The sequence below is a fragment of the Reyranella sp. genome (genome assembly GCF_965229815.1).
GTDB lineage: Bacteria > Pseudomonadota > Alphaproteobacteria > Reyranellales > Reyranellaceae > Reyranella.
In genome coordinates this window covers 1,481,484-1,505,478 of record NZ_CBDDJN010000002.1, presented here as the reverse complement: position 1 = coordinate 1,505,478, position 23,995 = coordinate 1,481,484, and the positions used below count along the sequence as shown (strand labels likewise).

The 23,995-nt window shown below is 67.9% G+C and carries 25 protein-coding genes; 14 read left to right on the top strand and 11 right to left on the bottom strand.

What is annotated here, in order from left to right; genetic code table 11:
* The first annotated feature begins 2 nt into the window (after positions 1 to 2).
* On the top strand, positions 3 to 893 hold the full coding sequence (locus tag ACO073_RS07650; protein ID WP_421996565.1) for a transglutaminase family protein: 891 nt from the start codon (positions 3 to 5) through the stop codon (positions 891 to 893).
* 16 nt (positions 894 to 909) lie between these two features.
* Here ACO073_RS07650 and ACO073_RS07645 read toward each other — a convergent pair whose 3' ends face one another.
* Positions 910 to 1,770, bottom strand: a complete 861-nt coding sequence (locus ACO073_RS07645) for an isocitrate lyase/PEP mutase family protein (RefSeq protein WP_421996564.1) — start codon at positions 1,768 to 1,770, stop codon at positions 910 to 912.
* Between the two features lie 550 nt (positions 1,771 to 2,320).
* Here ACO073_RS07645 and ACO073_RS07640 point away from each other — a divergent pair.
* The 5 genes from ACO073_RS07640 to ACO073_RS07620 are packed head-to-tail and all read left to right on the top strand — an operon-like array spanning position 2,321 to position 7,695.
* Positions 2,321 to 3,520 (top strand): acyl-CoA dehydrogenase family protein, encoded by a 1,200-nt coding sequence (locus tag ACO073_RS07640; protein WP_421996563.1) that lies wholly within the window; start codon positions 2,321 to 2,323, stop codon positions 3,518 to 3,520.
* Positions 3,521 to 3,537: 17 nt separating this feature from the next.
* Positions 3,538 to 3,969 (top strand): VOC family protein, encoded by a 432-nt coding sequence (locus tag ACO073_RS07635; protein ID WP_421996562.1) that lies wholly within the window; start codon positions 3,538 to 3,540, stop codon positions 3,967 to 3,969.
* Positions 3,963 to 5,846 carry an alpha/beta hydrolase domain-containing protein gene (locus tag ACO073_RS07630; RefSeq protein ID WP_421996561.1) on the top strand — a complete coding sequence of 628 codons (1,884 nt, stop codon included), beginning with the start codon at positions 3,963 to 3,965 and terminating at the stop codon, positions 5,844 to 5,846. The genes ACO073_RS07635 and ACO073_RS07630 overlap by 7 nt, the downstream gene beginning before the upstream one ends.
* Before the next feature lie 9 nt (positions 5,847 to 5,855).
* Positions 5,856 to 6,620 carry an alpha/beta fold hydrolase gene (locus tag ACO073_RS07625; RefSeq protein ID WP_421996560.1) on the top strand — a complete coding sequence of 255 codons (765 nt, stop codon included), beginning with the start codon at positions 5,856 to 5,858 and terminating at the stop codon, positions 6,618 to 6,620.
* A 10-nt stretch (positions 6,621 to 6,630) separates the two neighbouring features.
* Complete coding sequence (locus tag ACO073_RS07620) at positions 6,631 to 7,695, top strand: ketopantoate reductase family protein (protein ID WP_421996559.1); 1,065 nt, start codon at positions 6,631 to 6,633, stop codon at positions 7,693 to 7,695.
* A gap of 30 nt (positions 7,696 to 7,725) precedes the next feature.
* Here the strand turns inward: ACO073_RS07620 and vapC are convergent, their stop codons facing one another.
* The 10 genes from vapC to ACO073_RS07570 form a co-directional block, all read right to left on the bottom strand.
* On the bottom strand, positions 7,726 to 8,124 hold the full coding sequence (vapC, locus tag ACO073_RS07615) for a type II toxin-antitoxin system VapC family toxin (RefSeq protein WP_421996558.1): 399 nt from the start codon (positions 8,122 to 8,124) through the stop codon (positions 7,726 to 7,728).
* Positions 8,121 to 8,330 (bottom strand): type II toxin-antitoxin system VapB family antitoxin, encoded by a 210-nt coding sequence (locus ACO073_RS07610; RefSeq protein ID WP_421996557.1) that lies wholly within the window; start codon positions 8,328 to 8,330, stop codon positions 8,121 to 8,123. Before ACO073_RS07610 ends, vapC begins: the two co-directional genes overlap by 4 nt.
* Before the next feature lie 172 nt (positions 8,331 to 8,502).
* Entirely contained in the window at positions 8,503 to 8,958 is a 456-nt protein-coding gene (locus tag ACO073_RS07605; RefSeq protein WP_421996556.1) for a hypothetical protein, read from the bottom strand.
* Positions 8,959 to 8,972: 14 nt separating this feature from the next.
* Complete coding sequence (locus ACO073_RS07600; RefSeq protein WP_421996555.1) at positions 8,973 to 10,589, bottom strand: GMC family oxidoreductase; 1,617 nt, start codon at positions 10,587 to 10,589, stop codon at positions 8,973 to 8,975.
* Positions 10,590 to 10,665: 76 nt separating this feature from the next.
* Positions 10,666 to 11,655, bottom strand: a complete 990-nt coding sequence (locus tag ACO073_RS07595; protein WP_421996554.1) for an ABC transporter ATP-binding protein — start codon at positions 11,653 to 11,655, stop codon at positions 10,666 to 10,668.
* Entirely contained in the window at positions 11,648 to 12,637 is a 990-nt protein-coding gene (locus ACO073_RS07590) for an ABC transporter ATP-binding protein (protein ID WP_421996553.1), read from the bottom strand. The genes ACO073_RS07595 and ACO073_RS07590 overlap by 8 nt, the downstream gene beginning before the upstream one ends.
* Complete coding sequence (locus tag ACO073_RS07585) at positions 12,634 to 13,527, bottom strand: ABC transporter permease (protein ID WP_421996552.1); 894 nt, start codon at positions 13,525 to 13,527, stop codon at positions 12,634 to 12,636. Before ACO073_RS07585 ends, ACO073_RS07590 begins: the two co-directional genes overlap by 4 nt.
* A gap of 6 nt (positions 13,528 to 13,533) precedes the next feature.
* Positions 13,534 to 14,481, bottom strand: a complete 948-nt coding sequence (locus ACO073_RS07580; protein WP_421996551.1) for an ABC transporter permease — start codon at positions 14,479 to 14,481, stop codon at positions 13,534 to 13,536.
* A gap of 30 nt (positions 14,482 to 14,511) precedes the next feature.
* Complete coding sequence (locus ACO073_RS07575; protein ID WP_421996550.1) at positions 14,512 to 16,110, bottom strand: ABC transporter substrate-binding protein; 1,599 nt, start codon at positions 16,108 to 16,110, stop codon at positions 14,512 to 14,514.
* Positions 16,111 to 16,216: 106 nt separating this feature from the next.
* Positions 16,217 to 16,594, bottom strand: a complete 378-nt coding sequence (locus ACO073_RS07570) for a VOC family protein (protein WP_421996549.1) — start codon at positions 16,592 to 16,594, stop codon at positions 16,217 to 16,219.
* Between the two features lie 49 nt (positions 16,595 to 16,643).
* Here ACO073_RS07570 and ACO073_RS07565 point away from each other — a divergent pair, with 49 nt between their 5' ends.
* From ACO073_RS07565 to ACO073_RS07530, 8 genes are all read left to right on the top strand, one after another.
* On the top strand, positions 16,644 to 17,429 hold the full coding sequence (locus ACO073_RS07565; RefSeq protein ID WP_421996548.1) for an HpcH/HpaI aldolase family protein: 786 nt from the start codon (positions 16,644 to 16,646) through the stop codon (positions 17,427 to 17,429).
* A 214-nt stretch (positions 17,430 to 17,643) separates the two neighbouring features.
* Complete coding sequence (locus ACO073_RS07560) at positions 17,644 to 18,036, top strand: hypothetical protein (protein ID WP_421996547.1); 393 nt, start codon at positions 17,644 to 17,646, stop codon at positions 18,034 to 18,036.
* A gap of 26 nt (positions 18,037 to 18,062) precedes the next feature.
* Positions 18,063 to 19,409, top strand: coding sequence for a guanine deaminase (gene guaD, locus ACO073_RS07555; protein ID WP_421996546.1), 1,347 nt, complete (start codon positions 18,063 to 18,065; stop codon positions 19,407 to 19,409).
* Positions 19,410 to 19,688: 279 nt separating this feature from the next.
* Positions 19,689 to 20,414, top strand: coding sequence for a PhoH family protein (locus ACO073_RS07550; RefSeq protein WP_421996545.1), 726 nt, complete (start codon positions 19,689 to 19,691; stop codon positions 20,412 to 20,414).
* Positions 20,415 to 20,737: 323 nt separating this feature from the next.
* Positions 20,738 to 22,627, top strand: a complete 1,890-nt coding sequence (uvrC, locus tag ACO073_RS07545) for an excinuclease ABC subunit UvrC (protein ID WP_421996544.1) — start codon at positions 20,738 to 20,740, stop codon at positions 22,625 to 22,627.
* A gap of 13 nt (positions 22,628 to 22,640) precedes the next feature.
* A complete protein-coding gene (gene pgsA / locus ACO073_RS07540; protein ID WP_421996543.1) occupies positions 22,641 to 23,198 on the top strand; it encodes a CDP-diacylglycerol--glycerol-3-phosphate 3-phosphatidyltransferase in 558 nt (185 codons plus the stop codon).
* Positions 23,199 to 23,208: 10 nt separating this feature from the next.
* The gene (gene moaD, locus ACO073_RS07535) at positions 23,209 to 23,460 is read left to right on the top strand and encodes a molybdopterin converting factor subunit 1 (RefSeq protein WP_421996542.1); all 252 of its coding nucleotides are present in this window, start codon (positions 23,209 to 23,211) and stop codon (positions 23,458 to 23,460) included.
* Position 23,461: 1 nt separating this feature from the next.
* Positions 23,462 to 23,944: a molybdenum cofactor biosynthesis protein MoaE gene (locus ACO073_RS07530; RefSeq protein WP_421996541.1), complete on the top strand. Its 483-nt coding sequence runs from the start codon at positions 23,462 to 23,464 to the stop codon at positions 23,942 to 23,944.
* Positions 23,945 to 23,995: the final 51 nt, after the last annotated feature.

Here is a 23,995-nt window from a genome sequence, read left to right as displayed (position 1 = left end):
CCATGCGCTACCAGCTCTCGCATCGCACCACCTACGCCTACGGCAGCAGCGTCGATTCCGCCCATCACATCGCCCATCTGCGGGCCCGCGACTTCGTCGGGCAGAAGGTCGAGGCGGTCAGCATCGAGACCACGCCGACGCCCGCGCTCACGGCCCGGCATCTCGACCATTTCCGCAACCATATCGACGTCTACCAGATCGACCAGCCGCACACGCGCTTCGACATCGAGGTCCGCGCCACGATCGACGTCCGCTTCCCCGACCCGCCACCCGCCGCCGAGACGCCGCGCTGGGAGGACGTGCGCGAGGCTCTCGCCGGCAACGGGTTCCCCGTGCCGGTCGAGGCGAGCGAGTTCGTCCACGAATCGCCGCTGGTGCCGCGCGTCGAGGCGCTCAAGGCCTACGGCGCGAAGTCCTTCACGCCGGGGCGGCCAATCCTCGAGGTGGCGCGCGATCTCACCGCCCGCATCAGGGCCGACTTCGAGTACCATCCGGGCGCCACGGACATCAGCACGCCGCTGGCCGACGTCTTCGCGGGCAAGGCCGGTGTCTGCCAGGACTTCGCCCATGTCCAGATCGCGGCGATGCGCGCCCACGGCGTCGCCGCCGCCTACGTGTCGGGCTACATCCGCACGCTGAACTCCGCCGACGAGATCGAACTGCGCGGCGCCGATGCCAGCCACGCCTGGGTCGCGGTGTGGTGCGGCGAACGCGCCGGCTGGGTGCATCTCGACCCGACCAACGACCTGGTGGCGCGGGAGGACCATGTGGCCGTCGCCTGGGGTCGCGACTTCGCCGACGTGAGCCCGCTGAGCGGGGTCATCCTGGGCGGCGAATCGCATTCCTACGGCGTCGCGGTCACCCTGGTCCCGATCCCGTCCTCGACCGGCTGAGACGCTTCGGCGATCCCTATCCGCCGAGATAGTCCCTGGTCCACTTCGTGTAGTCGGCGTCGCGCGTCACGCGCTTCATCAGCTCGGCATCGGCGATCCCGCTGAGCTTGCCCGGCGGCGTGCCGTCCCTGAGCGCCTTCAGCGTGTCGTGCACGGCCTTCACCGCGGCGGCGAAGGGCTGGTGGCCCTGCAAGGCGATCCGCACCCGTCGCGCGGCGAGGTACGAGAGGTCGGACAGTTCCGGGGTTCCGCCGCCGAGGATCAGCGGCAGCGTCGTGGCCGCGGCGATGGCGTCGAGCTCGGCGCGCGTACGGACGCCGACGAAGAACAGGGCATCGACTCCGGCCGCCTCGTAGGCCTTGCCGCGGGCGATGGCATCGTCGAGCCCGCTGATCTGCGGGGCGCTGGTGCGGCCGGCGATGCACAGCAACGGGTCCTGGCGGCCGGACAGCGCCGCCTTCATCTTGCCCGCGCCCTCGGCGATCGAGGTGAGCCGGGGCTTGGTCGCACCGAACGGAGTCGGCAGCTCGGTATCCTCGAGGCTGAGGCCGGACACGCCGGCGGTCTCCAGCTCCTCGACCGTGCGCCGGGCATTGAGCGCGTTGCCGTAGCCATGGTCGGCGTCCACCATCAGCGGCAGGTTGCCGGCACGGCCGATGCGATAGGCCTGGCCCGCGAACTCAGACAGCGTCAGCACGATCAGGTCCGGCGCCCCCAGCACGGTGAGCGACGCCGTCGAGCCGGCGAACATGCCGAGCTCGAAGCCGAGGTCCTCGGCGATGCGGGCGGAGATCGGATCGAACACCGAGCCGGGATGGTGACAGCGGTCGCCCGAGAGGATCGCGCGAAAGCGCCGGCGGCGGTCGGTCCAGTTCATGTCGATCTCCCCTTGTTGCAGCGCGAAGCTACAGCGGGATGAGATGACGTGGAATCGCTTACGATTCCACCTCATCTCATCCGCGCACGCGAATGTCGTAGGTTGCCGGAGGGCATGGTGAGATTGGCTGGTTCCAGCCAATCTCATCGTGCCTTGGAGCACGGACCGTCCGCCGGGAACAGGCGCGTCGCTGTCCCGTCGGGGGTCGCCGGTCCACGGGCATTGCTGACTTGCAGGGTCGCATTTCGAGGGGCAGTCCCAGGATGGGCAAAGCCTTTGTCGCCGGCGAGGTCCGGGGCGTAGCGTTGCCGCTCAGGAGCGACGGGCCGGTACGCTGCAGCCGCTCCCAATATCGAGGCTCAAGGGGGAATGCCGTGTCTGACATCCTTGCGTCTTCCGTCGGTCCCGGTGGCTGGCTCCCGATGACTGGCTCCCGATGGCTGGGGCGGTCTATCATTCCGGCGGGAAGGAAACCAAGGGCATGTCGCCGACTCGGATCGGCCACGGACCGGCCGCCGTCGACTGACAGGCCCCGTTCGGAGGAATCGTCTTGGACACGCTGATCCCGACTGCCGCCGACCTGGCGGGCGATACGGCGGTGATCTCCACCGCGGAAGCGCTGCGGCCGGTCGTCGAGGCGACGGCCGCCGAGATCGAGGAGGGGCGCCGGCTGCCGCCGGCCCTGCTCGACCGGCTGCACGAGGCGCGGCTGTTCCGCCTGCTGCTGCCACGTTCCGCGGGCGGGATCGAGACCGATCCCATCACGTTCTTCCACGTCATCGAGACGATCGCCCGCGGCGACGCCTCGACCGCCTGGTGCCTGAGCCAGGCCGGCGGCTGCGCCATGTCGGCTGCCTATCTCGACCTGCCGGTGGCGCAGGCGATCTTCGGCGACGACCCGCGCGCCGTCCTCGCCTGGGGTCCCGGTCCGCGGGTGCGGGCCGTCGAATGCGAGGGCGGCTACCGGGTGACCGGCGTCTGGGCCTTCGCCTCGGGCGGCCGTCACGCCACCTGGCTCGGCGCCCACTGCCCGATCTTCCAGGCCGACGGCACGCCGCGCCGCGACGCGCAGGGTCGGCCGGTCGAGCGCACCATGCTGGTGCCGGCGAGCGCCGTCGAATGGACCGACATCTGGAATGTCGTCGGCCTGCGCGGCACGGCCAGCGACCAGTTCGCGCTCACCGACCATTTCGTGCCGGCCGGCCATTCGATGACGCGCGAGTTCGAGCTGGAATGCCGCGAGCCCGGGCCGCTCTACCGCATGTCGGCCATGACCTGCTACGAGCTCGGCTTCTCCGGCGTGGCGCTGGGCATCGCCCGGGCGAGCCTCGACACGTTCATCGACGTGGCGCGCAACAAGGTCCCGCGCGGCAAGTCGAGCCCGATCCGCGACAATGCCGTGGTGCAGACCAACCTCGCCCAGGTCGAGGTCGGCATCCGCTCGGCCCGCGCCTTCCTGCTGCAGTCGGTCGCCGAGATCTGGAAGAAGGTCTCGGCCGGCGACAAGCTCAGCATCGAGCAGCGCATCACCATCCGCATGGCCTCGACCAACGCCATCCACCGCGCCCGCGAGGCCGTCGACTTCGCCTACAACGCCGCCGGCGCCACGGCGATCTTCGAGAACCATCCGCTGGAGCGCCGCTTCCGCGACATCCACACGGTCACCCAGCAGCTCCAGGGGCGCCTGTCCCACTTCGAGACGGTGGGCGCCTGGATGCTGGGCGCCGAGGCCGACCTCACCTTCGTCTGACAGACCGGAGACGGACCATGCCGCTGGGCATCCTGCAGCACTACACGATCGAACCGTCCGACCTCGAGCGCACCAAGGACTTCTACTGCGAGGTCCTGGGGCTGGAGAATGGCGACCGGCCGCCCCTCGGCTTCCCCGGCTACTGGCTCTATTCCGGCGGCGTGCCGACCGTGCACCTGCTGGGCGCCCGCCAGCCGCGCGAGGGCATCGTCGTGCGCGGCACCGAGAAGAAGTTCGACGACACCGGCCGCTTCGACCATATCGCCTTCGCCGCCACCGACTTGGCCGGCGTGCGCCAGCGCCTGCAGTCGAAGAAGGTGAAGTTCCGGGAGCAGGTCGTGCCGCGTACCGGCGCCGCCCAGATCTTCCTCTACGATCCCGATGGCGTCGGCGTGGAGCTCAACTTCCCGCCGGAAGAGGCCAGGAAAGAGGCCCGCGCCCAGTGCTGATCTCCCTGGACATCGAGAAGATCGAGCCGCTCGCCGATGGCGCCGCGTTCGGCACGGCGGGTGCCTACGAGCGCGTGATCGGCAAGGCGCGCGGCGAGGTCGATCCCAACCATCCCGGCAACCGGGGCATCGCCCTGATCGACAAGGCGCCGCTGAACGCAAGGGGGCGCGTCGAGTACACGACCGACTTCTTCATCCTGCGGCCCAGGGACCCTGCGAAGGGCAACGGCCGCATCCTCTACGAGGTCAACAATCGCGGCCGCAAGATGCTGTTCGGCAACATCGCCGACGGGCCACAGGGCATGAACGACCCGAAGACCGAAAAGGACGTCGGCAACGGCTTCCCGCTGCGGCTGGGCTACACGATCGTGTGGTCGGGCTGGGATCCCGACGCCCCGCGCGCCAACATGGGGCTCGGCCTGACGGCGCCGGTCGCCACCGACAACGGCCAGCCGATCGTCCAGGCGGTGCGCGACGAGTTCGTCTCGGGCACGCGCGGCGGCGCCCTCGAGGCCTTCAAGCTGTCGCATGAAGCCGCCACGCCGGAGCAGCCGCGCTGCCGGCTGACGCTGCGCGAACGCGCCGACGACGAGCCGCGCGAACTGCCGCTCAACCAGTGGTCCTTCGTCGACGCCCGCACGATCAAGCTGCGCGAAGGCACGAAGCCCAGGCCGGGCTGGATCTACGAGTTCCACTACGAGGCGAAGAATCCCAAGGTGCAGGCGCTGGGCTTCGCCGCGACCCGCGACCTGGTGAGCCATCTGCGCCACGACCCGGCCGGTCGTGCCGCGACCGGCGGGCCGATCGGCCATGCGCTCGCCATCGGCTTCTCCCAGGCCGGCCGCTACCTGCGCAACCACATCTCCGAGGGCTTCAACCGCGACGAGGAAGGCCGCCGCGTCTTCGACGGCATCCTGAGCCACATCGCCGGCGTCGGCCGCATCTTCTTCAACGCACCGTTCGCCCAGCCGGCCCGCACCGGCACGCAGCACGAGGACCACTTCTTCCCCGAGAACGAGTTCCCCTTCTCGACGGCGACGGTCGACGATCCGCTGACCGGCCGGAAGGGCTCGCTGTTCCGCGGTGACGGCTCCGACCCGCTGCTGATCGAGACCAACACCTCGACCGAGTACTGGCAGAAGGGCGCCTCACTGCTGCACACCGATCCGCTCGGCACCCGGGACCTGACGCCGCCCGGGAATTCGCGGATCTACATGATCGCCGGCACCCAGCATGGCGGTCGAGCCGGCGCCACGACGGACGCCGGCCCCAACGTCAATCCGCGCAACCCGCACAACCCGATGCCGGCGGTGCGCGCGCTGCTGGTCGCGCTCGACGACTGGGTCGTGTCGGGCAAGGAGCCGCCGCCCAGCCGCGTGCCGACGCTGGCGGCCGGCACGCTGGTGGAGCCGGGCAAGACGGGCTTCCCCGCCGTGCCCGGCGCGGCCGTGGTCAAGGTCACCAACCAGGTGGCGCCGCCGGGCGACTGGGTGACTCCCGCGCCGCCGAAGAAGGCCTATCGCACGCTGGTCTGCAAGGTCGACGGCGACGGCAACGAGGCCGCCGGCATCCGCCTGCCCGACATCGCCGTGCCGCTCGCCACCTACACCGGCTGGAACGAGTACAAGCCGCCCTACCCCGCGGGCGAGCTGGCCGACCGCGACGGCTCGTGCCTCCCGTTCCCGGCCGACAGGGCGGCGCGCCAGGCCTCGGGCGATCCGCGCCCGTCGGTCGCCGAGCGCTACACGAGCGGGGCCGACTATGTGTCGAAGGTCGAGGCGGCGGTCGCCGCCCTGCTGAAGGACCGGCTGCTGCTGGCCGAGGACGCCGAGCGCTACGTCGAACGGGCCCACAAAGAGCCGCGCGTCGCACCATAGGAGAGGACCATGGCCAAGCTCGACCGCAATGGCGTCAGGATCCACTACGAGGTCCATGGCAGCGGCCCGACCGTTCTGCTGAGCCACGGCTACAGCTCGACGGCGCGCATGTGGGACGGCCAGATCGCTGCGCTGAAGGACCGCTACCAGGTCGTCGTCTGGGACATGCGCGGTCATGGCGAGTCGGACTATCCGGCCGACCCGTCCTGCTACTCGGAAGCCCTCACCGTGGGCGACATGGAGGTGCTGCTCGACCAGGTCGGGGCGAAGACGGCGATCGTCGCCGGCCTGTCGCTGGGCGGCTACATGTCGCTCGCCTTCGCCGCCTCCCATCCCGAGCGCGTGCGCGCACTGATGCTGTTCGACACCGGGCCCGGCTTCAAGAAGGACGAGGCGCGCGCCAAGTGGAACGAGACGGCGCACCAGCGCGCGGCCGGTCTGGAAGCCAAGGGCCTGGCCGCGCTCAACACCAGCGACGAGGTCAGGCTCACGCGTCACCGTGACGCCACGGGCCTCGCCCGCGCCGCCCGCGGCATGCTGGCCCAGGAGAACGACCGGGTGATCCAGTCGCTCGACAAGGTTGCCGTGCCGACCCTCGTGCTGGTGGGCGCCAACGACACGAATTTCCTTGCCGCCACCGACTACATGGCGGCCAAGATCAAGGGCGCCGAGAAGGCGGTCATTCCGGACGCGGGCCATGCGGCGAACCTGCACCAGCCCGCGCTGTTCAATCAGGCAGTCGAGGCGTTCCTCGCCAGGCTGCCGGCAGCCTGAGGAGGAAATCATGGGCAAGCGGATTGCGGTCGTCGGAACGGGCGCGCTGGGCGGTTATGTCGGCGGCTGGCTCGCCCATACCGGCGAGGACGTCACCCTGATCGACTTCTGGCCGGAGAACATCGAGACGATCCGCAGCCGCGGCCTGGAGCTCGACGGCGTGACGCCGGAGGAGAAGATCACGGTCAAGAACGCCAAGACCATGCATCTCACCGAGGTCGAGGCGCTGTCGCGCCAGAAGCCGATCGACATCGCCTTCGTCTCCATGAAGTCCTACGACACCGAATGGGCGACGTCGCTGATCAAGCAGTACCTGGCGCCCGACGGCTACGTCGTGTCGCTGCAGAACTGCCTCAACGAGGAGCGCATCGCCGGCGTCGTCGGCTGGGGCAAGACCGTGGGCATGGTGGCGTCGCTGATCTCGGTCGACATGTTCGAGGCCGCCCGCATCCGCCGCACCGTCGCCAAGGGCGGCGACAAGCACACGGTGTTCCGGGTCGGCGAGGTCCACGGCCGCCTGACCAGGCGGGTCGAGGAGCTGCGCGACATGGTGGGCCGCATCGACAGCGCCAAGACGACCACCAACCTGTGGGGCGAGCGCTGGTCCAAGCTCTGCCAGAACGGCATGAAGAACGGCGTGTCGGCCGCCACCGGGCTCACCGGCGCCGACTGCGACCGCAACGATGCGATCCGCCGCTTCTCGATCAAGCTCGGCGGCGAGGCGGTCCGAGTCGGCCAGGCGCTGGGCTACCACATCGAGAAGATCGGCAAGATGGAGCCCGAGACCTTGGCCAAGGCCTCGGAAGGCGACAAGGCGGCGCTCGACGAGATCGAGACGATCCTGCGGCCCGGCTCCAACACCAATCCCAACCCGCGCGCCGACATCCAGCGGCCATCGATGGCGCAGGACATCCGCAAGGGGCGGCGCACCGAGATCGAGTTCATGAACGGCTACGTCGCCGAGCGCGGCACCTACATCGGCGTGCCGGCGCCGACCCACGCGAAGCTGACCGACATCGTGAAGAAGGTCGAGCGCCAGGAGGTCAAGGCCGCACCGGCGCTGCTGGGCGGGTGAAGTCTTCGCGGGGACGGCGCCAATCGGGGATCAGGGATCTCGAACCGTCCTGAGACCGAGATGCGTCTCCATCGGCTCGAAGTCGCGGTCATCGTGCAGCAGCGCGTGGCCATGCTCGATGCAGAACGTGCCGATGATGAGATCGGCGGTCTTCCGGACCGTCATGCCCAAATCCCGAAGGCGCCGATAGTTTCGGGCGGCTTGCACGGCCAGACGATCATCGAGCAGCGGGACGACGGCATACTCTCGAAGCGCGCGTTCGATTCGAGCCGCCTGGCCGTCGTCCCGGGCGCCTTGAAGGACCTCCAGCAGGATGAGATCGCCGACCAGCAAGGGTTCCCGCGCGGCGGCGGCCTCGAGCGTCCTCGTCCCTGCCGTCGCCTTGCCTCTCAGGTGCGCAATCCAGATCGAGCTGTCGACCAGGATCATCTCTCGCCCGGTTGACGGTCCCGACGCATGCGATCGAGGTCACCCTGCCAGCCAAGGCCCTTGATGTCCGCCAACGCCCTGGCTTGCCGGTTCACGCGCACCAGAAGACGCAACCCTTCCTCGACGGTTGCCCGCTTCGTGGTCAGGCCCGTCAAGGCCATGGCACGCTCCAGCAACTCGTCGTCGATGTCGATGTTGGTTCTCACGTGGCATCCGGCGCGATGTGTATGGAAGGCAACTACTATACACATCCAAGAGCCGGTTCAAGATCGGCGTGGATGTGCCGCCACCACGGCTGCCCGTTGTGGCAAGGCGGTGCCACCGAGGTCTCGCAGGTCACAGCATCGACCGCAGCAGCATGGCTGCGGCCGTACCGCTTCAGTTGATGTAGAGCCCGTAGGCGTCGGCGTCGTCCCAGGCGTCGCCCCAATCGAGGCTGGCCATGGTCGCGGTCGGGTTGTACGGGTCGCCCGGATCGGGGTCGTACATGCGGTTGGCCGCGGTATCGACCATCTGCTCGCGGCCCTTCTTGAGGAAGGTCTGGTAGGCCTGCTGCGAGCCGATATAGAGGCAGCCGCAGACGTTGCGGTCGGGATAGACCCAGACTTGGCGGCCCTTGAAGGTCGTCTGGGTCAGGCGGTGCGCCGGCAGCTTCTTGAAGGCCGCCACCTTGGCCGGGGTGTTCAGGGAGTAGACCTTGAACCCCGAATCGGCCAGCAGGTCGTCCTTGCTCTCGGGCTTGTAGGAGAGCGACAGCGGGTTGGAATTGCCGTTGCACGCCGCCACGGCTGTGATCAGCCCGCAAAGGGCAAGAACGGTCGTCAACGGCTTCACCGCGGTCTCCCTGGTTAGGCGGCCGCCTTGAGGCCGGCCCTGGCATCCTCTTTGACCATATCCGCCCCCTTCTCCGCCACCATGATCGTCGGAGCATTGGTGTTGCCCGACGGCACGGTCGGCATGATCGAGGCGTCGATCACCCGCAGCCCGGCGATGCCGTGCACCCGCAGGCGATCGTCGACCACCGCCATCGGGTCGCGGCCCATCTTGCAGGTCCCGATGACGTGGTAGGTCGTCTGGCCGTTGCCGCGGGCGAAGTCGAGCCATTCGTCGTAGCTGTTCACGTCCTTGCCCGGGTTGTTCTCGAAGGCGATGTACTTCTCCATCGACGGATGCGAGACGATCTTGCGGGCGATCTGCATGCCGGCGACCACCGCGTCGCGGTCGATCTGGGCCGACAGGAAGTTCGGCCGGATGGCCGGCTCCACGCCCGGCGTCGCCGACTTGATGTGGATCGATCCGCGCGAATCGGGCCGGCACTGGCCGATCACCACGGTCATGCCGGGCTCCTTCTCCAGCAGCCGCTTTTGCGCCGTGTCGTAGCTGGCATGGGCCATGTGGAACTGCATGTCGGGCGATTCCAGGCCCGGCCGCGTGCGCACGAACCCGTAGACGACGCCGGCGGTCAGGGCGAGCGCGCCGCGGCCCGTAGTGTAGTACTTGACCACCTCCCTCACGAGGTTGAGCCCGCGCGTCTGCTCGTTCAGCGTGATCGGCAGCTTGACCCGCCAGTTCATGCGCGGCGCGAAATGGTCGCCGTAGTTCTCGCCGACGCCCGGCAGCTCGTGCTTCACCTCGATGCCGTGGCGGCGCAGCAGCTCGGGCTGGCCGATGCCGGAATGCTCGAGCACGCCCGGCGATTGCACCGCGCCGCAGGAGACGATGACCTCGCGATTGACCCGGGCCTCGAGCGGCATGCCGTGCACGCTGTAGGCGACGCCGACGCAGCGCTTGCCGTCCAGGATAACGTTGCGCACCAGCGCGTCGGTCTCGATCTTGAGGTTGGGCCGGCCACGCACGGGATCGAGGAAGGCACGCGCCGTCGACTGACGCCTGCCGTTCTTCATCGTCACCTGGTAGTAGCCGAAGCCTTCCTGGTCGCCGTTGTTGTAGTCCTTGTTCTTGGGATAGCCGCTCGCCGCGGCAGCGTCGATGAAGGCGTCGCACAGCTCATGGGTGTCGCACATGTCGGCGACGTTCAGCGGCCCGCCCTTGCCGCGGCTGTCGTCGCCGCCGCGCTCGAAATTTTCCGACTTCTTGAAGTAGGGCAGGATCTGCGAGTAGGACCAGCCGCGATTGCCGAGCTGCCCCCACGTGTCGTAGTCGAGCGGCTGGCCGCGCACGTAGAGCATGCCGTTGATCGAGCTCGAGCCGCCCAGCGTGCGGCCGCGCGGGCAGGGAATGCGCCGGCCGGCCATGCCCTCCTCGGCCTCCATCTCGAAGTTCCAGTTGAAGGTCTTGTGGTTCAGGAGCTTGGTGAAGCCGGCAGGAATCTCGATCCACATCGACTTGTCGGGCGGCCCGGCCTCGAGCAGCAGGACCTTGACGTTGGCATCCTCGCTCAGGCGGTTGGCGAGAACGCAGCCCGCCGAGCCGCCGCCCACGATCACATAATCCCAGTCCGCCATGATCTCGTTTCCTCCGTGATGGGAGGCACTCTATAGCATCGGGAGTTCGGCTGGAATCGGCCGGGCCGCGCGCGCTCTACCGCAAGTGGCAGGAGACCTGATGTCCCGGCGCGATTTCGCGCAGCGGTGGCGATTCGACCCGGCAGCGCTCGACCGCATAGGGGCAGCGGGTGTGGAAGTGGCACCCGGACGGCGGCTTGACCGGGCTCGGCACGTCGCCCTGCAGCACCATCTTCTTGCGCCGGATCGACGGGTCCGGCACCGGCACGGCCGACAGCAGCGCCTCGGTGTAGGGATGCTGCGGCCGGGTGAAGATCGAGCGCGTGTCGGCATATTCGACGATGCGGCCGAGATACATGACCGCGATGTGGTGGCTGATGTGCTCCACGACCGCGAGGTTGTGCGAGATGAAGAGATACGAAAGCTGGCGCTCGCGCTGCAGGTCCTGCAGCAGGTTGATAACCTGCGCCTGGATCGACACGTCGAGCGCCGATACCGGCTCGTCGCCGACGATCAGCTTGGGCCCGAGCGCGAGCGCCCGGGCGATGCCGATGCGCTGGCGCTGGCCGCCCGAGAACTGGTGCGGGTAGTTGGTCATCTGGGCCGGCCTGAGGCCCACGCGGGCGAACAGGTCCGCGACCTGCTCGCTGCGCTCGCGCCGGTTGGCGACGCCATGCACCATCAGCGGCTCGCCCACGATCTCGCCCGCCGTCATGCGCGGGTTCAGCGACGAGAACGGATCCTGGAAGATGATCTGCATCTGCCTCCGGTAGGGCCGCATCTCGGACTTCGACAGGCCGACGATCTCGGTCCCGGCCACCTCGATCGAGCCGGAGGTCGGCTCGATCAGGCGCAGCACCGCGCGGCCGGCGGTCGTCTTGCCGCAGCCGCTCTCGCCGACCAGCCCCAGCGTCTCGCCGACGCCGATCGAGAAGCTGATCCCGTCGACGGCATAGACCTGGCCGACGGTGCGGCGCAGCAGCCCCTTGCGGACCGGGAAGTGCTTCTTCAGGTCCTTGACCGCCACGACGGGAAGGTTCGCGCCCGGCCTCACGACGTCAGCCATCGGTATGCCAGCAGGCCGCCCAGTGGCCTGTCCTCTTCTCCTCGTAGGCCGGCCGCTCCCGCCGGCAATGGTCGTCGGCCCGTCCACAGCGCGGCGCGAAGGCACACCCCTGAGGCAGATCGAACAGAGGCGGCACGATGCCGGGTATCTCCTGCAGCCGCTCCGCGTTGCTCGACGTGCCGCCGCGCATCAGGTCGAGCCGCGGGATCGAGGCCAGCAGCCCCGACGTGTAGGGGTGCAGCGGCCGGGCGAACAGCTCGCCCACCTCCGCCTCCTCGACCTTGCGGCCGGCATACATGACGATGACCCGCTGCGCCGTCTCGGCGACGACGCCGAGATCGTGGGTGATCAGGATTACCGCCGCGCCGAACTCGCGCTGCAGCTCGACGATCAGCTCCAGGATCTGGGCCTGGATGGTGACGTCGAGCGCCGTCGTCGGCTCGTCGGCGATGAGCACCTTGGGATTGCAGGCCAGTGCCATGGCGATCATGGCGCGCTGGCGCATGCCGCCCGAGAGCTGATGCGGGTACTCCCTGACGCGCTGCGCGGGTTCCGGGATGCGCACGAGGTCGAGCATCTCGACGGCGCGCTTCAGCGCCGCCTTGCGGTCCATGTCGCGGTGCAGGATCAGCGCCTCGGCGATCTGCTTGCCGATGGTCATCACCGGATTGAGCGAAGTCATCGGCTCCTGGAAGATCATCGAGATCTCGTTGCCGCGCACGTCGCGCATCTCCTCCTCGCTGATCTTGAGGAGGTCGCGTCCGGCGAGTCGCACGGCACCCGACACGATGCGGCCCGGCGGGTCGGGAATCAGCCGCATCAGCGACAGCGCCGTCATGCTCTTGCCGCAGCCGGATTCGCCAACGATCGCCAGGGTCTCGCCCGAGGCGACCTGGAAGTCGACGCCGTCCACCGCCTTGACGATACCCTGCCGGGTATAGAACCACGTACCGAGGTCCTCGACCTCGAGGAGAGCGCTCATGTGCGCTCCCGGGGATCGAAGATGTCGCGCAATGCATCTCCAAGCAGGTTGGTTCCGAACACGGTCAGGCTGATCGCGACACCGGGAAAGATGACGAGCCACGGCGCCGTCCGCACGTACTCCGCCGCCGACTCCGAAAGCATCCGGCCCCAGGACGGATAGGGCTCGGGGATGCCCAGGCCGAGGAAGGAGAGTGACGCCTCGGTAAGAATGGCCGAGCCGAGCTGCGCGGTCGCCAGAACGATGAGAGGCGCGAGCGTGTTGGGCAGGACGTGCCTGACCGCGATCCGCACCTCGCCCATGCCGACGGCGCGCGCCGCCTCGACGAACGGCTGCTCGCGCAGCGACAGCGTGCTCGAGCGGACCACCCGCGCCACGTTCGGCACGAGGGCGACGGCGATCGCGATGATGGTGTTCTCGATCGAAGGGCCGAGCGAGGCCGCCATGACCAGCGCCAGGACCAGGAGCGGCAGGGCCTGCATGATGTCCATCAGGCGCTGCGTGGCGAGGTCGACCCAACCGCCCAGGAATCCGCTCGCCAGGCCGATCGCGATGCCCGCCACGAAGCCCAGCGACGTCGCGCCTGCCGCAACGGCGAGCGAGATGCGCGCGCCGTAGACGATGCGACTGAACATGTCGCGCCCCATGAAATCGGCGCCCAGCCAGAACGTGCCGCCGGGGGGCGCCAGCGACGCCCGCGCGTTGGTGTCCAACGGGTCAATCGGGGCGATGACGTTGGCGAACACCGCGGTCAGGACGAAGAGCACCACGATGAGCCCGCCGACCGCACCGAGCGGATAGCGACGCGCCAGGTGCAGCGAATGCCCCCAGAAGCCGGAGACATTGGCGCCGGCGCGGGCGAGTTCGGCGTCATGGTCGATGATGGCCATGATCCCTCAGTCTGCGTACTTGATGCGGGGGTCGAGCACCATGTAGGCCATGTCGACCAGGAAATTCACCATCACGACGATGAACGCGATCAGCATCACCAGATTCTGGACGATGGGATAGTCGCGCCACTGGATGGCCTCGACCAGGAAGCGGGCGACGCCCGGGATGTTGAATACGGTTTCGGTGACGATCAGACCGCCGATCAGGAAGGCCGCCTCGATGCCGATGATGGTCACGACAGGCAGAAGCGCGTTGCGCAGGGCGTGCTGGTAGTTCACCGAGGTCTGCGACGCCCCCTTCGATCGAGCGGTGCGGATGTAGTCCTGGCGCAGCACTTCCAGCATCGACGAACGCGTGAGGCGCATGATCAGCGCGGAGCTGCGGAAGCCGACAGCCGCCGCCGGCACACTGAGCAGGAGCAGCTCGTCGATCAGGCTGCGCGGCTCGTTGTTGTAGATGGGGATCACCCCGAACCACTGGACCGACGCCATGAGGATCAGCAGCGCCAGCCAGAACGACGGCAACGAGAGCCCGCTGAGACTCATCACGCGCAGGAAATAGTCGAGGCCGGTGTTCTGGCGAACCGCGCTGATGACGCCGAGCGGCACGCCGAGCACCACGGAATAGATCAGCGCCAGCGCCGCAAGCTTGGCGCTGACCGGAATGCGGGGAGCGATCTCCTCCATGGCCGGGCGTTCCGAGACGTACGCGAAGCCCAGATCGCCACGGAACAAGCCGCCCACCCACTGGAGATACTGGTCGAAGATCGGCCGGTCGAGGCCGAGCTCCTTGACGATCCTGGCCTTCTCGTCGGCATCGACGATGCCCGCCGAGTCGACCAGGATGTCGGCAATGTCGCCCGGGACCAGGCGCAGCATCACGAAGATGAGCACCGACATTCCGAACAATGTCAGCGCCATCAGCAGTATGCGACGCGTCAGGTAGGCTCCCATCGTTCGCGCCCCGGGCCGTCGTCGGTGGGGCTACTTGTCCAGCCAGACGCTCTCGAAGCGCCACCCGTTGTAGATGCCGTTGTGCTGGAGGACGAGCCCCTTCACGGACGGCTGCATGCAAGTATTGGCGACGTTGTGCAGGATGGTTGGCCGCGCGGCGTCCTTCGTCAGGATTGCCTCGATGTCGGCCACCATCTTCATCCGCTTGGCCTTGTCGGTCTCGGACGACTGAGCGACGATCAGCTTGTCGACCTCCGGATTGTTGTAGCCTGTGTAGTTGCGCGACGACGTGCTGTAGAAGTTCTCGAAGAACATGACATCCGGATCGTCGACGCCGGCGCCCGTCAGGTTCAGCCCGATCTGGTAGTTCTTCTGCTGCACCCGGGTGAACCACACCGTGGTGTCGATCGGGTCGAGCTCACCCTCGACGTAGATCTTCTTCAGCTGGTCGATCAGGATGACCGCGGGATCGCGATAGATGGCGATGTTGCGCGTGGCCACCTTGACCTTGAGCGGCTTGTCGGGACCGTAACCGAGGCTCTGCATGATCTTCTGAGCCTCGGCGATGTCCTTCGCCGGGTCCGGACCGTAGCCGGGCAGCTTCGCGATCTCCTCCGGCGGCATGCCCCATACGCCGGCTGGCGGCGGCAGCATGGCCGCGCCGATCAGGTCGTGGCCCTGGGCCAGGATCTCGCTGAACGGCTTGCGGTCGATCGCCAGGACCAGAGCCTCGCGGATCTTGGGATTGTCGAACGGCTCCTTGTCGCGATTGACGATCAGGTTGGAGCGAACGTTGGTGGGCCGTGCCTCGCAAACCGCGTTGGGGGCCTGATCCTTGACGTCCTTCAAGAGGGGGAAGGTGATGTCGGAATCGAACGTCAGGTCGAATTCACCGGCCACGAAGCCCAGCACGCGCGTGCTGCGATTGGGGACGATCCTGAACTCGATGGCGTCGAGATAGGGCTGCCCCTTTTTCCAGTAGTCGGGATTGCGCGCGAGCTTGATCGATTCGTTGCGCTTGAAGTCCACGACCTTGAACGGTCCCGTGCCGATGGGCTTGGAACGCATGACGCGACCGTCGACGTGGCACGAATAGACCGGCGTGTAGCCGGAGGCCAGCATCGCCAGGAACGACGGCTGCGGCCGTCCCAGCTGGAAGGTGACCTCGGTGGGCGAGCCCACGGACACTTCCTTGAGGTTCATGTACCAGACCTTGCGCGGATTCTTGCGCAGCAGCTCCTTGGACTTCTCGTCCTCCTTGCCCATCAACGCGTCGAACGTGCACTTGACGTCGTTGGCCGAGAAGGGCTTTCCGTCATGCCACTTCACGCCCTGCCTGAGCTTGAAGGTGAGCTTGGTCTTGTCCGGGCTCCACGACCAGCTCTCGGCCAGGTCGGGAACGATCTTGTCCGCCGAGTTCAGCTTCTCGTTGGGATCGAACATCACGAGATTGTTGAAGACCGACATGAACGGCATGATGGTCGAGATCGTCGCCTCTTCGTGAATCGAGGCGCTCGGCGGATTGTCGCGATGCGTGACCTTGAGCGTGCCGCCCTGCTTCTGAGCGAAGGCAGGTGCTGCTGCCAGAACAAGCGCAGCGATCGACCCAGTCGCAAACGCAACGCGCATTGAGCGTGTAGCCATCAATTTCCTCCCATGGACGCGCCGCATTCTTGAGGCGGCAGTGCATTCCCCGTTAGGACCAAGCTAGCACATCGGATGAAACGGCCAAGCCCTAATGCGACGGGCCCTTGAGTTCGATCTGATTCCCCTCGGGATCATGGAAATAGACGGACGGCCCATTGCCCTCGGCACCGTAGCGCTCGACGGTCTCGCCGACCTCGATGCCGAAGGGCGCGAGGCGCGTGACGATGGCGTCACGATCGAAGGGCGCGATGCGGAAGCATAGATGGTCCATGTTGGCGCCGGCCCGGGGCCGTTCGCCGGCGATCAGGTCGAGCATCGAGGCGCCGGCCCGCATCTGCACAAGGCCCAGGCGCTCGAGCGTGCGCTCGACACGGAATCCCAGCACCGTCTCGTAGAAGCTCACCATGCCGGCGAGGTCGCGGACCCGCAGCACGACGTGGTCGATTCGTTCGACATGGAAGGTCATGGCGTCTAGCCTCTCGCAAACTCGATCCGGCGGGCACATAGGGGGAAACATGGCTCATGCGATCAACGCCGCCAAGGCGCGGCTGCGCAAAGGCGAGCTCGCGATCGGCATCGGCGTGCGGCTGGTGCGCAACGTCGACATCATCAAGGTCATGAAGTCAGCGGGCTTCGACTGGCTGTTCCTCGACCTCGAGCATGGCGCCATGTCGATCGAGACGGCGTGCGAGATCTCGGTCGCGGCCCAGGATTCCGGCATCGCGCCGATCGTGCGCGTGCCCTACGGCGAGCTCGCCATGGCGACCCGCGTGCTGGACGGCGGCGCGCTCGGCATCGTCATCCCCCACGTCGACACGCCCGAGGAGGCGCGCGAGATCGCCGACCGTCTGCGCTATCCGCCGCGCGGCCATCGCTCGGTCGGCGGCGGGCAGGCGCAGTTCGACTACGCGCCGATGCCGCTCGGCGAGATGACCGAGAAGAGCGACGCGAACACGCTGATCACCGTGATGATCGAGACGCCCAAGGCGGTCGAGAATGCCGAGGCGATCGCTGCCGTTCCCGGGATCGACTGCCTGCTGGTCGGCTCGAGCGACCTGTCCATGGAGATGGGAATCCCCGGGCAGACCGGCCACGAGAAAGTCCAGGCTGCCGTCGACAAGGTCGTGGCGGCCTGCACGAAGCACAAGAAGTGGCCGGGCATGGGCGGCGCCTACAGCGAGGAACTGCTGCAGCTCTACACCGGCAAGGGCATGAAGCTGATCCTGGCCGGCAACGACCTTCCCATGCTCACCGGCGCCGCCCGCGCCCACCAGGCCAAGGTGCGCGCCTATCAGAAGTAGGCGCGTCGGAGTCCGGAGAGCGGCGCCGATACCGAAGGCACGCGGAACACGCGACAGGGCCTCCACGCGACAGGGCCTCATGGAGAAGCTGCCCCTCGCGTGAGCGCGTCCGGTTTCCTCGCGGCGGAGCGGACGCTAGGCTGGGCGGATCGGACCGGGCGGCGCCACGCGCGGGTCGTTCGCGGCGTCGGGCCGTCCTGAGGGGAGACCATCCATGACCAGAGTCCTGCGAACCTTCGTTTCGGCCCTGCTGTTGGTCGCCATCGGCTTCTTCGCCGGGCGCGTGTCGGATGTCGCGATGCCGGCGGCGCTCGCGCAGCAAACGGCGCCGGCGCCTGCGTCGCCGGACAAGCCGCCGGTCGCCGAGCGCCTGGCGGGCGAGGTCAAGGCCATGACGCTGCCGCCCGAGGTCAAGGGCCTGCTCGAGGACGTGAAGCGGCGGATCGACGGGCTGCAGAAGACCGTCGACCAGTCGGTGGCCGAAGCCCGTGCCAAGGCCATCACCTATTCGATCTGGGCGGTGGTCGGCCTGTGTGTCCTGATGCTGGTCTCCTCGCTGATCGGCGGCGCGGTGGCCGGGATGATGGTCAGGCGCCGTCGGCTGTAGCGGGTGGTCCTTCCTCCGGTCGCTCGATGACGATGCCTGCCTCGACGCACGGCCAGCAGAGCCGCCCGCTTGCCCTGCGCGGTCCCGTGCTCACGTTCACCGGCGACCCGTTCCGCGACGGCCTGGAGCGGACGATGGTGCACGAGCCGGACGGCATGGTCGTCATGGCGGACGGCCGCATCACCCGTTTCGGGCCGGCCGGCCAGGTCGCCGCCGAGCTGCCGGCGGGGACGGACATCGTCGACTACGGCAAGGACTCGCTGATCTCGGCCGGCTTCGTCGACTGCCATGTCCATTTTCCGCAGACGCCGATGATCGCCGCCTACGGCGCCCAGCTCCTCGAATGGCTCGAGACCTATACCTTCCCCACGGAGCTCAAGTTCGCCGACCGGGGATATGCGCGCAGCGTCGCTCGCGTGTTCCTGCGCGAGTGCCTGCGCAACGGCGTCACAACGAGCTGCGTCTACTGCACGGTCCATCCGCATTCCGTCGATGTGCTGTTCGAGGAGGCCGAGGCGCTGGGCCTCCGGCTCGCGGCAGGCAAGGTCCTGATGGACTGCAACGCCCCCGACGGGCTGCGCGACACGGCGCAGTCGGGCTACGACGACTCGGCCGCCCTAATCGCGCGCTGGCACGGTCGCGGCCGCCTGCTCTACGCGATCACGCCGCGCTTCGCCGGCACCAGCTCTCCCGAGCAGCTCGCCGCCGCCGGCGCGCTGTGGCGGGCGCATGGCGACTGCCTGATGCAGACCCACATCGCCGAGACCCGGGCCGAGGTCGCCTGGATCCGCGAGCAGTTTCCCGACCGGCGTCACTATCTCGACGTCTACGATCATCACGGCCTATGCGGACGGCGCGCCGTGTTCGGACATGGAATCTGGCTGGAGGACGACGAGCTGCAGCGCCTGCACGGAAGCGGCGCCGCCATCGCCCACTGCCCGACCTCGAACTTCTTCCTCGGCAGCGGTGCCTTCGACCTGACGCGGGCGCTCGACCCGGCACGCCCGATCCGCGTCGGCCTGGGCACCGACATCGGTGCCGGCACGTCCTTCTCGATCCTCGCCACCCTGGGCGCGGCCTACAAGGCCGCCCAGCTCAACGGCCACGCCCTGTCCGCCGGCCACGCCTACTATCTGTCGACCCGGGGCTCGGCGCGCGCCCTCTACCTGGAGGATCGGATCGGCAGCATCGCCCCGGGCATGGAGGCCGACCTCGTGGTGCTCGACATGCGCTCCACGCCGCTCATCGATTTCCGCATGAACCAGGCCCGCGACTTCGCCGAGCAGCTCTTCGTCCAGATGACCCTGGGCGACGACCGGGCCGTGCGGGCGACCTACGTTGCCGGCCGCCTCGCGCACCAGCGGGCTTCGTGACAGACCCCCGTCGGTAGTGTGAATTTTGGGTGTAGACCCACAATATTGTGGCCGGTCTGCTCCAATCAGGGTACGCTTCCCTCGGTAGCTGAAGGAGGTGCTCAATCCGTCCGAGGTCACCGTACCCTGACGGAAACTGGTTCACCGGTGGTGTCCCCACCGTGTGCGCTGTCAGCCTCACCTTCCGCCCGACCGATCGTCGACGCCTCCGCCCTGCGGGGGCGTTTTGCTTTTCGGCGACCGGTGCCCACTTCCAGTCCCAGCCCCCGGAGTACGAATATGGCCAAACGCGCCACTCGCCGTGCCAAGCTGCATGACATCGATAGCGCTCGTATTCACAGCCTGGTCTTCGACCACACTCCGGCCAACGACCGCGACCAGAGCTATATCCGGCGCATCCGTCCGCGGAGCGACAACCAGCGGATCCTCATGGAGGCGATCGACGCGAAGCCCCTGACCGTCGCCATGGGGCCGGCCGGCACCGGCAAAACCTATCTGGCGATCTCGGCGGCCGTCGAGGCGCTGGAGGGCGGCAGCGTGTCCCGTATCGTCCTGTCGCGTCCGGCCGTCGAGGCCGGCGAGAATCTCGGCTTCCTGCCGGGCGACATGCGCGAGAAGCTCGACCCCTACCTGCGGCCGCTTTACGACGCGCTGAACGACCGCCTGGGACCCAAGCGCCTGCGCCAGCACCTCGACGACGGCACGATCGAGATCGCTCCCGTCGCCTTCATGCGCGGCCGTACCCTGAACAACAGCTTCGTCCTGATCGACGAGGCGCAGAATTGCACCTACGGCCAGCTCAAGATGCTGCTGACCCGGCTGGGCTGGCATTCGAGCATGGTGATCACCGGCGATCCCGACCAGACCGACCTGCTACCGGAACTGTCGGGGCTGGGCGCCATCGGCACCAAGCTCGACGGGCTCGACGACGTCGCCGTGGTGCGGCTCACCGACAAGGATGTGGTGCGCCATCCGCTGGTCGGCCGCATGTTGTCGGTGCTGTAAAACGACCGATTTTACCCACAGATAGGAACGCGGCAGCCGAACGGATCAAAGAGGGAACGTTCGGCGCCGCCACCCTTTTCTGCGGGGGCGGATTCACTTAATTTGTCGCCCTATTTCAATACCTTAGATGCTACCTGGCGGGCTCCTGCCACCCTGCCTACATCAAGTCAATATAGTGACGGTGACGCGACGGTGACCTGAAGGTCGGCTTGTTCACAGAGTTCCCCACAATGGGCTCCATGGCTTGAAAGCCGACCTCGGTCTACCGATTGTACGTTCTTCGGCAGGCCACCGTGATCAACGAACCCGATTCCCCACAGACCGTGCAAGACGACCTCCCGGAGGCCGAACCGTCGCCCTCGGAAGGCACGCTGGCCGACGGCATGCGGGTGATCGGCGAGTTCGTCCGCACCCTGCCGCGCAAGCCGGGCGTCTACCGGATGATCGCCGCCGACGGCGAGGTCCTCTACGTCGGCAAGGCGCGGTCGCTGCGCAGCCGGGTGGCCGCCTATACCCAGCCGACCCGCCTCGACACCCGCCTCGTGCGCATGGTCTCGGCGACCCGGACCATGGAGTTCGCGGTCACCGACAGCGAGGCCGAGGCCCTGCTGCTCGAGAACAACCTGATCAAGCGCTTCAAGCCGCGCTTCAACGTGCTGCTGCGCGACGACAAGTCGTTCCCCTACATCGTGATCCGCCGCGACACGCCGTGGCCGCAGCTCGCCAAGCATCGCGGCACGCGCGAGCCCGCCAACGAGTATTTCGGCCCCTTCGCCTCGGCCACCGCCGTCAACCGCACGCTCTATGCGCTGCAGCGCGCCTTTCCCCTGCGCTCCTGCTCGGATGGCGTCTTCGCCACCCGCACCCGTCCCTGCCTGCAGTTCCAGATCAAGCGCTGCACGGCGCCCTGCGTCGGCCGCATCGAGCACGGCGAGTACGACGCCATCGTCGGCGAAGTGCGCGACTTCCTGGGCGGCCGCAACCGCGAGGTCCAGCAGGCGCTGTCGCAGCGCATGGAGCAGGCGTCGGGCAATCTCGAGTTCGAGCGGGCGGCGGTGCTGCGCGACCGCATCCGCGCGCTGGCCCACATCCAGTCGCACCAGTCGATCAGCCTGCCGTCGATCGACGAGGCCGACATCTTCGCGGCTCATGCCGAGGGCGGCCAGGTCTGCGTGCAGGTCTTCTTCCTGCGCGCCGGCCAGAACCTCGGCAACCGCGCCTACTTCCCGAGCCACACGCGCGATCTCGACGAGCCGGAGATCCTGGCCGCCTTCATCGGCCAGTTCTACGAGGCCCGCACCGCGCCGCGGCTGATCCTGACCAGCCACGACGTCGCCGAGGCCGAACTGCTGGAGAGCGCGCTGGCGATGACGGCCGGCCACAAGGTCGAGATCCGCCATCCCAAGCGCGGCGACCAGAAGGACGCGCTCGACCAGGCGAAAACCAATGCCCGCGAAGCGCTGGCCCGGCGCATGGCCGAGCGCGGCACCCAGCGGCAGCTCCTCGAGGGCGTGGCGCGCGTGTTCGGCCTCGACGGTCCGCCGGAGCGCATCGAGATCTACGACAACAGCCATATCCAGGGGACGGCGGCGATCGGCGCCATGGTGGTGGCCGGTCCCGACGGGTTCATGAAGAACGCCTACCGCAAGTTCAACATCAAGACCGAGGGCGCGGCCGGCGACGACTTCGCCATGATGCGCGAGGTGCTGGCGCGCCGGTTCGGCCGCGCCCTGCGCGAGGACCCCGAGCGCGGCGACGAGACCTGGCCCGACCTGCTGCTGATCGACGGCGGTCAGGGCCAGCTCGAGGTAGTGCGACAGGTCCTGTCCGAGCTGGGCCTCGACGACATCGCCACGGTCGGCATCGCCAAGGGGCCGGATCGCGACGCCGGCCGCGAGCGCTTCTTCATGGCGGGGCGACCGCCCTTCTCGCTCGAGCCGCGCGATCCCGTGCTCTACTTCCTGCAGAGACTGCGCGACGAGGCCCATCGCTTCGCCATCGGCACCCATCGAACGCGCCGCTCGGCCGACATCACCCGCTCGGCACTCGACGAGGTGCCGGGTATCGGCGCGGGCCGCAAGCGGGCGCTCCTTCATCATTTCGGCAGTGCGCGTGCGGTTGCCGTCGCGACCCTGGAAGACATCAAGGCGGTGCCGGGAATCTCCGGCGCGCTCGCCCAGAAAATCCATGACCACTTCCGGGGCGGCCGGTAAGAATGTTCGGCGCATGCTGAACCTTCCCAATGTGCTCACCCTTTCGCGCATCGTCGCGATCCCGCTGGTCGTTGCCTGCTTCTGGCTCGATCATGGCTGGGCACAGTGGCTGTCGGCCGCGCTGTTCGCCATCGCCTGCATCACCGACTGGTTCGACGGCTATTTCGCGCGGCGCTATCACCAGATCTCGCGCTTCGGCCGTTTCCTCGATCCCATTGCCGACAAGCTGCTGGTCGCGGCGGCGCTGGTGATGCTGGTCGACAACGGCTCGCTGAGCGGCCTCAACGTCCTGGCGGCCCTGATCATCCTCGCCCGCGAGATCCTGGTATCCGGTCTTCGCGAGTTCCTCGCCGAACTCAATGTCGGCGTGCCGGTGAGCCAGCTCGCCAAATGGAAAACCGGGGCGCAGATGGGGGCCATCACCTTCCTGCTGCTGGGTGACGCCGTGCCCCCGATCATCCACCAAATCGGCGTGGGGCTGATCTGGGTCGCCGCCGGCCTCACGCTCATCACCGGCTACGACTATCTGCGTACCGGGCTGCGTCACATGGCCGAGGGTGGTCCGACATGAGGGGCGAGGCATGAAGGTGCGCTACTTCGCCTGGATGAAGCGGACGGTCGGCCTGCCCGAAGAGCAGGTCGAGCCGCCGTCCGAGGTGAGGACGGTGGGCGACCTGGTCGTGTGGCTGCGCGGCCGCAGCCCGGGACATGCCGAGGCGCTGGCCGAGGGCGCGGCCTTCGGCGCCGCCGTCGACCAGCGCACCGCGACCTTCGACGTGCCGATCGCCGGCGCTCGCGAGGTCGCCTTCTTCCCGCCTTTCACCGGAGGCTGACATGGCCGTTCGCGTGCAGGCCGAGGACTTCGATGTCGGCGCCGAGCTCGACCGTCTGACGGGCGGCAACCGGCGGATCGGCGGGCTCGCGGTGTTCGTGGGCCTGGTGCGCGAGATGCACGTGCGCGAGGGCCTGCACCGCAACCGAATCGACGCGCTCACCCTCGAGCACTATCCCGGCATGACCGAGAAGGCGCTGGAAGACATCGAGGCCGAGGCCAACCGGCGCTGGCCGCTCGAAGCGACCCTGATCGTGCATCGCTACGGCCGGCTCGAGGCCGGCGCACGCATCGTGCTGGTGGCCGTGGGCTCGCCGCATCGGGAGGCCGCCTTCGAGGCCTGCGAGTTCCTGGTCGATTGGCTGAAGACGAAGGCGCCCTTCTGGAAGCTCGAGGACACGCCGGCCGGCGAAAAGTGGGTCGACGCCCACGAGGGCGACGATGCCGCGGCTGCCCGCTGGGAGAAGCGCGACCCGCCCGGCTAGCGCCCGAGATATGCGCCTGCGCGCTGCGGCGCCCTGATAAAATCCGCCCAA

Excerpts from the sequence above, each read along its gene's own strand:
- ACO073_RS07650 (WP_421996565.1), top strand. The coding sequence starts at position 3 with ATGCGCTACCAGCTCTCGCATCGCACCACCTACGCCTACGGCAGCAGC.
- ACO073_RS07645 (WP_421996564.1), bottom strand. The coding sequence starts at position 1,770 with ATGAACTGGACCGACCGCCGCCGGCGCTTTCGCGCGATCCTCTCGGGC.
- ACO073_RS07635 (WP_421996562.1), top strand. The coding sequence starts at position 3,538 with ATGCCGCTGGGCATCCTGCAGCACTACACGATCGAACCGTCCGACCTC.
- ACO073_RS07625 (WP_421996560.1), top strand. The coding sequence starts at position 5,856 with ATGGCCAAGCTCGACCGCAATGGCGTCAGGATCCACTACGAGGTCCAT.
- ACO073_RS07620 (WP_421996559.1), top strand. The coding sequence starts at position 6,631 with ATGGGCAAGCGGATTGCGGTCGTCGGAACGGGCGCGCTGGGCGGTTAT.
- vapC (WP_421996558.1), bottom strand. The coding sequence starts at position 8,124 with ATGATCCTGGTCGACAGCTCGATCTGGATTGCGCACCTGAGAGGCAAG.
- ACO073_RS07600 (WP_421996555.1), bottom strand. The coding sequence starts at position 10,589 with ATGGCGGACTGGGATTATGTGATCGTGGGCGGCGGCTCGGCGGGCTGC.
- ACO073_RS07595 (WP_421996554.1), bottom strand. The coding sequence starts at position 11,655 with ATGGCTGACGTCGTGAGGCCGGGCGCGAACCTTCCCGTCGTGGCGGTC.
- ACO073_RS07590 (WP_421996553.1), bottom strand. The coding sequence starts at position 12,637 with ATGAGCGCTCTCCTCGAGGTCGAGGACCTCGGTACGTGGTTCTATACC.
- ACO073_RS07585 (WP_421996552.1), bottom strand. The coding sequence starts at position 13,527 with ATGGCCATCATCGACCATGACGCCGAACTCGCCCGCGCCGGCGCCAAT.
- ACO073_RS07580 (WP_421996551.1), bottom strand. The coding sequence starts at position 14,481 with ATGGGAGCCTACCTGACGCGTCGCATACTGCTGATGGCGCTGACATTG.
- ACO073_RS07575 (WP_421996550.1), bottom strand. The coding sequence starts at position 16,110 with ATGCGCGTTGCGTTTGCGACTGGGTCGATCGCTGCGCTTGTTCTGGCA.
- ACO073_RS07570 (WP_421996549.1), bottom strand. The coding sequence starts at position 16,594 with ATGACCTTCCATGTCGAACGAATCGACCACGTCGTGCTGCGGGTCCGC.
- ACO073_RS07565 (WP_421996548.1), top strand. The coding sequence starts at position 16,644 with ATGGCTCATGCGATCAACGCCGCCAAGGCGCGGCTGCGCAAAGGCGAG.
- ACO073_RS07560 (WP_421996547.1), top strand. The coding sequence starts at position 17,644 with ATGACCAGAGTCCTGCGAACCTTCGTTTCGGCCCTGCTGTTGGTCGCC.
- guaD (WP_421996546.1), top strand. The coding sequence starts at position 18,063 with ATGACGATGCCTGCCTCGACGCACGGCCAGCAGAGCCGCCCGCTTGCC.
- ACO073_RS07550 (WP_421996545.1), top strand. The coding sequence starts at position 19,689 with ATGGCCAAACGCGCCACTCGCCGTGCCAAGCTGCATGACATCGATAGC.
- pgsA (WP_421996543.1), top strand. The coding sequence starts at position 22,641 with ATGCTGAACCTTCCCAATGTGCTCACCCTTTCGCGCATCGTCGCGATC.
- moaD (WP_421996542.1), top strand. The coding sequence starts at position 23,209 with ATGAAGGTGCGCTACTTCGCCTGGATGAAGCGGACGGTCGGCCTGCCC.
- ACO073_RS07530 (WP_421996541.1), top strand. The coding sequence starts at position 23,462 with ATGGCCGTTCGCGTGCAGGCCGAGGACTTCGATGTCGGCGCCGAGCTC.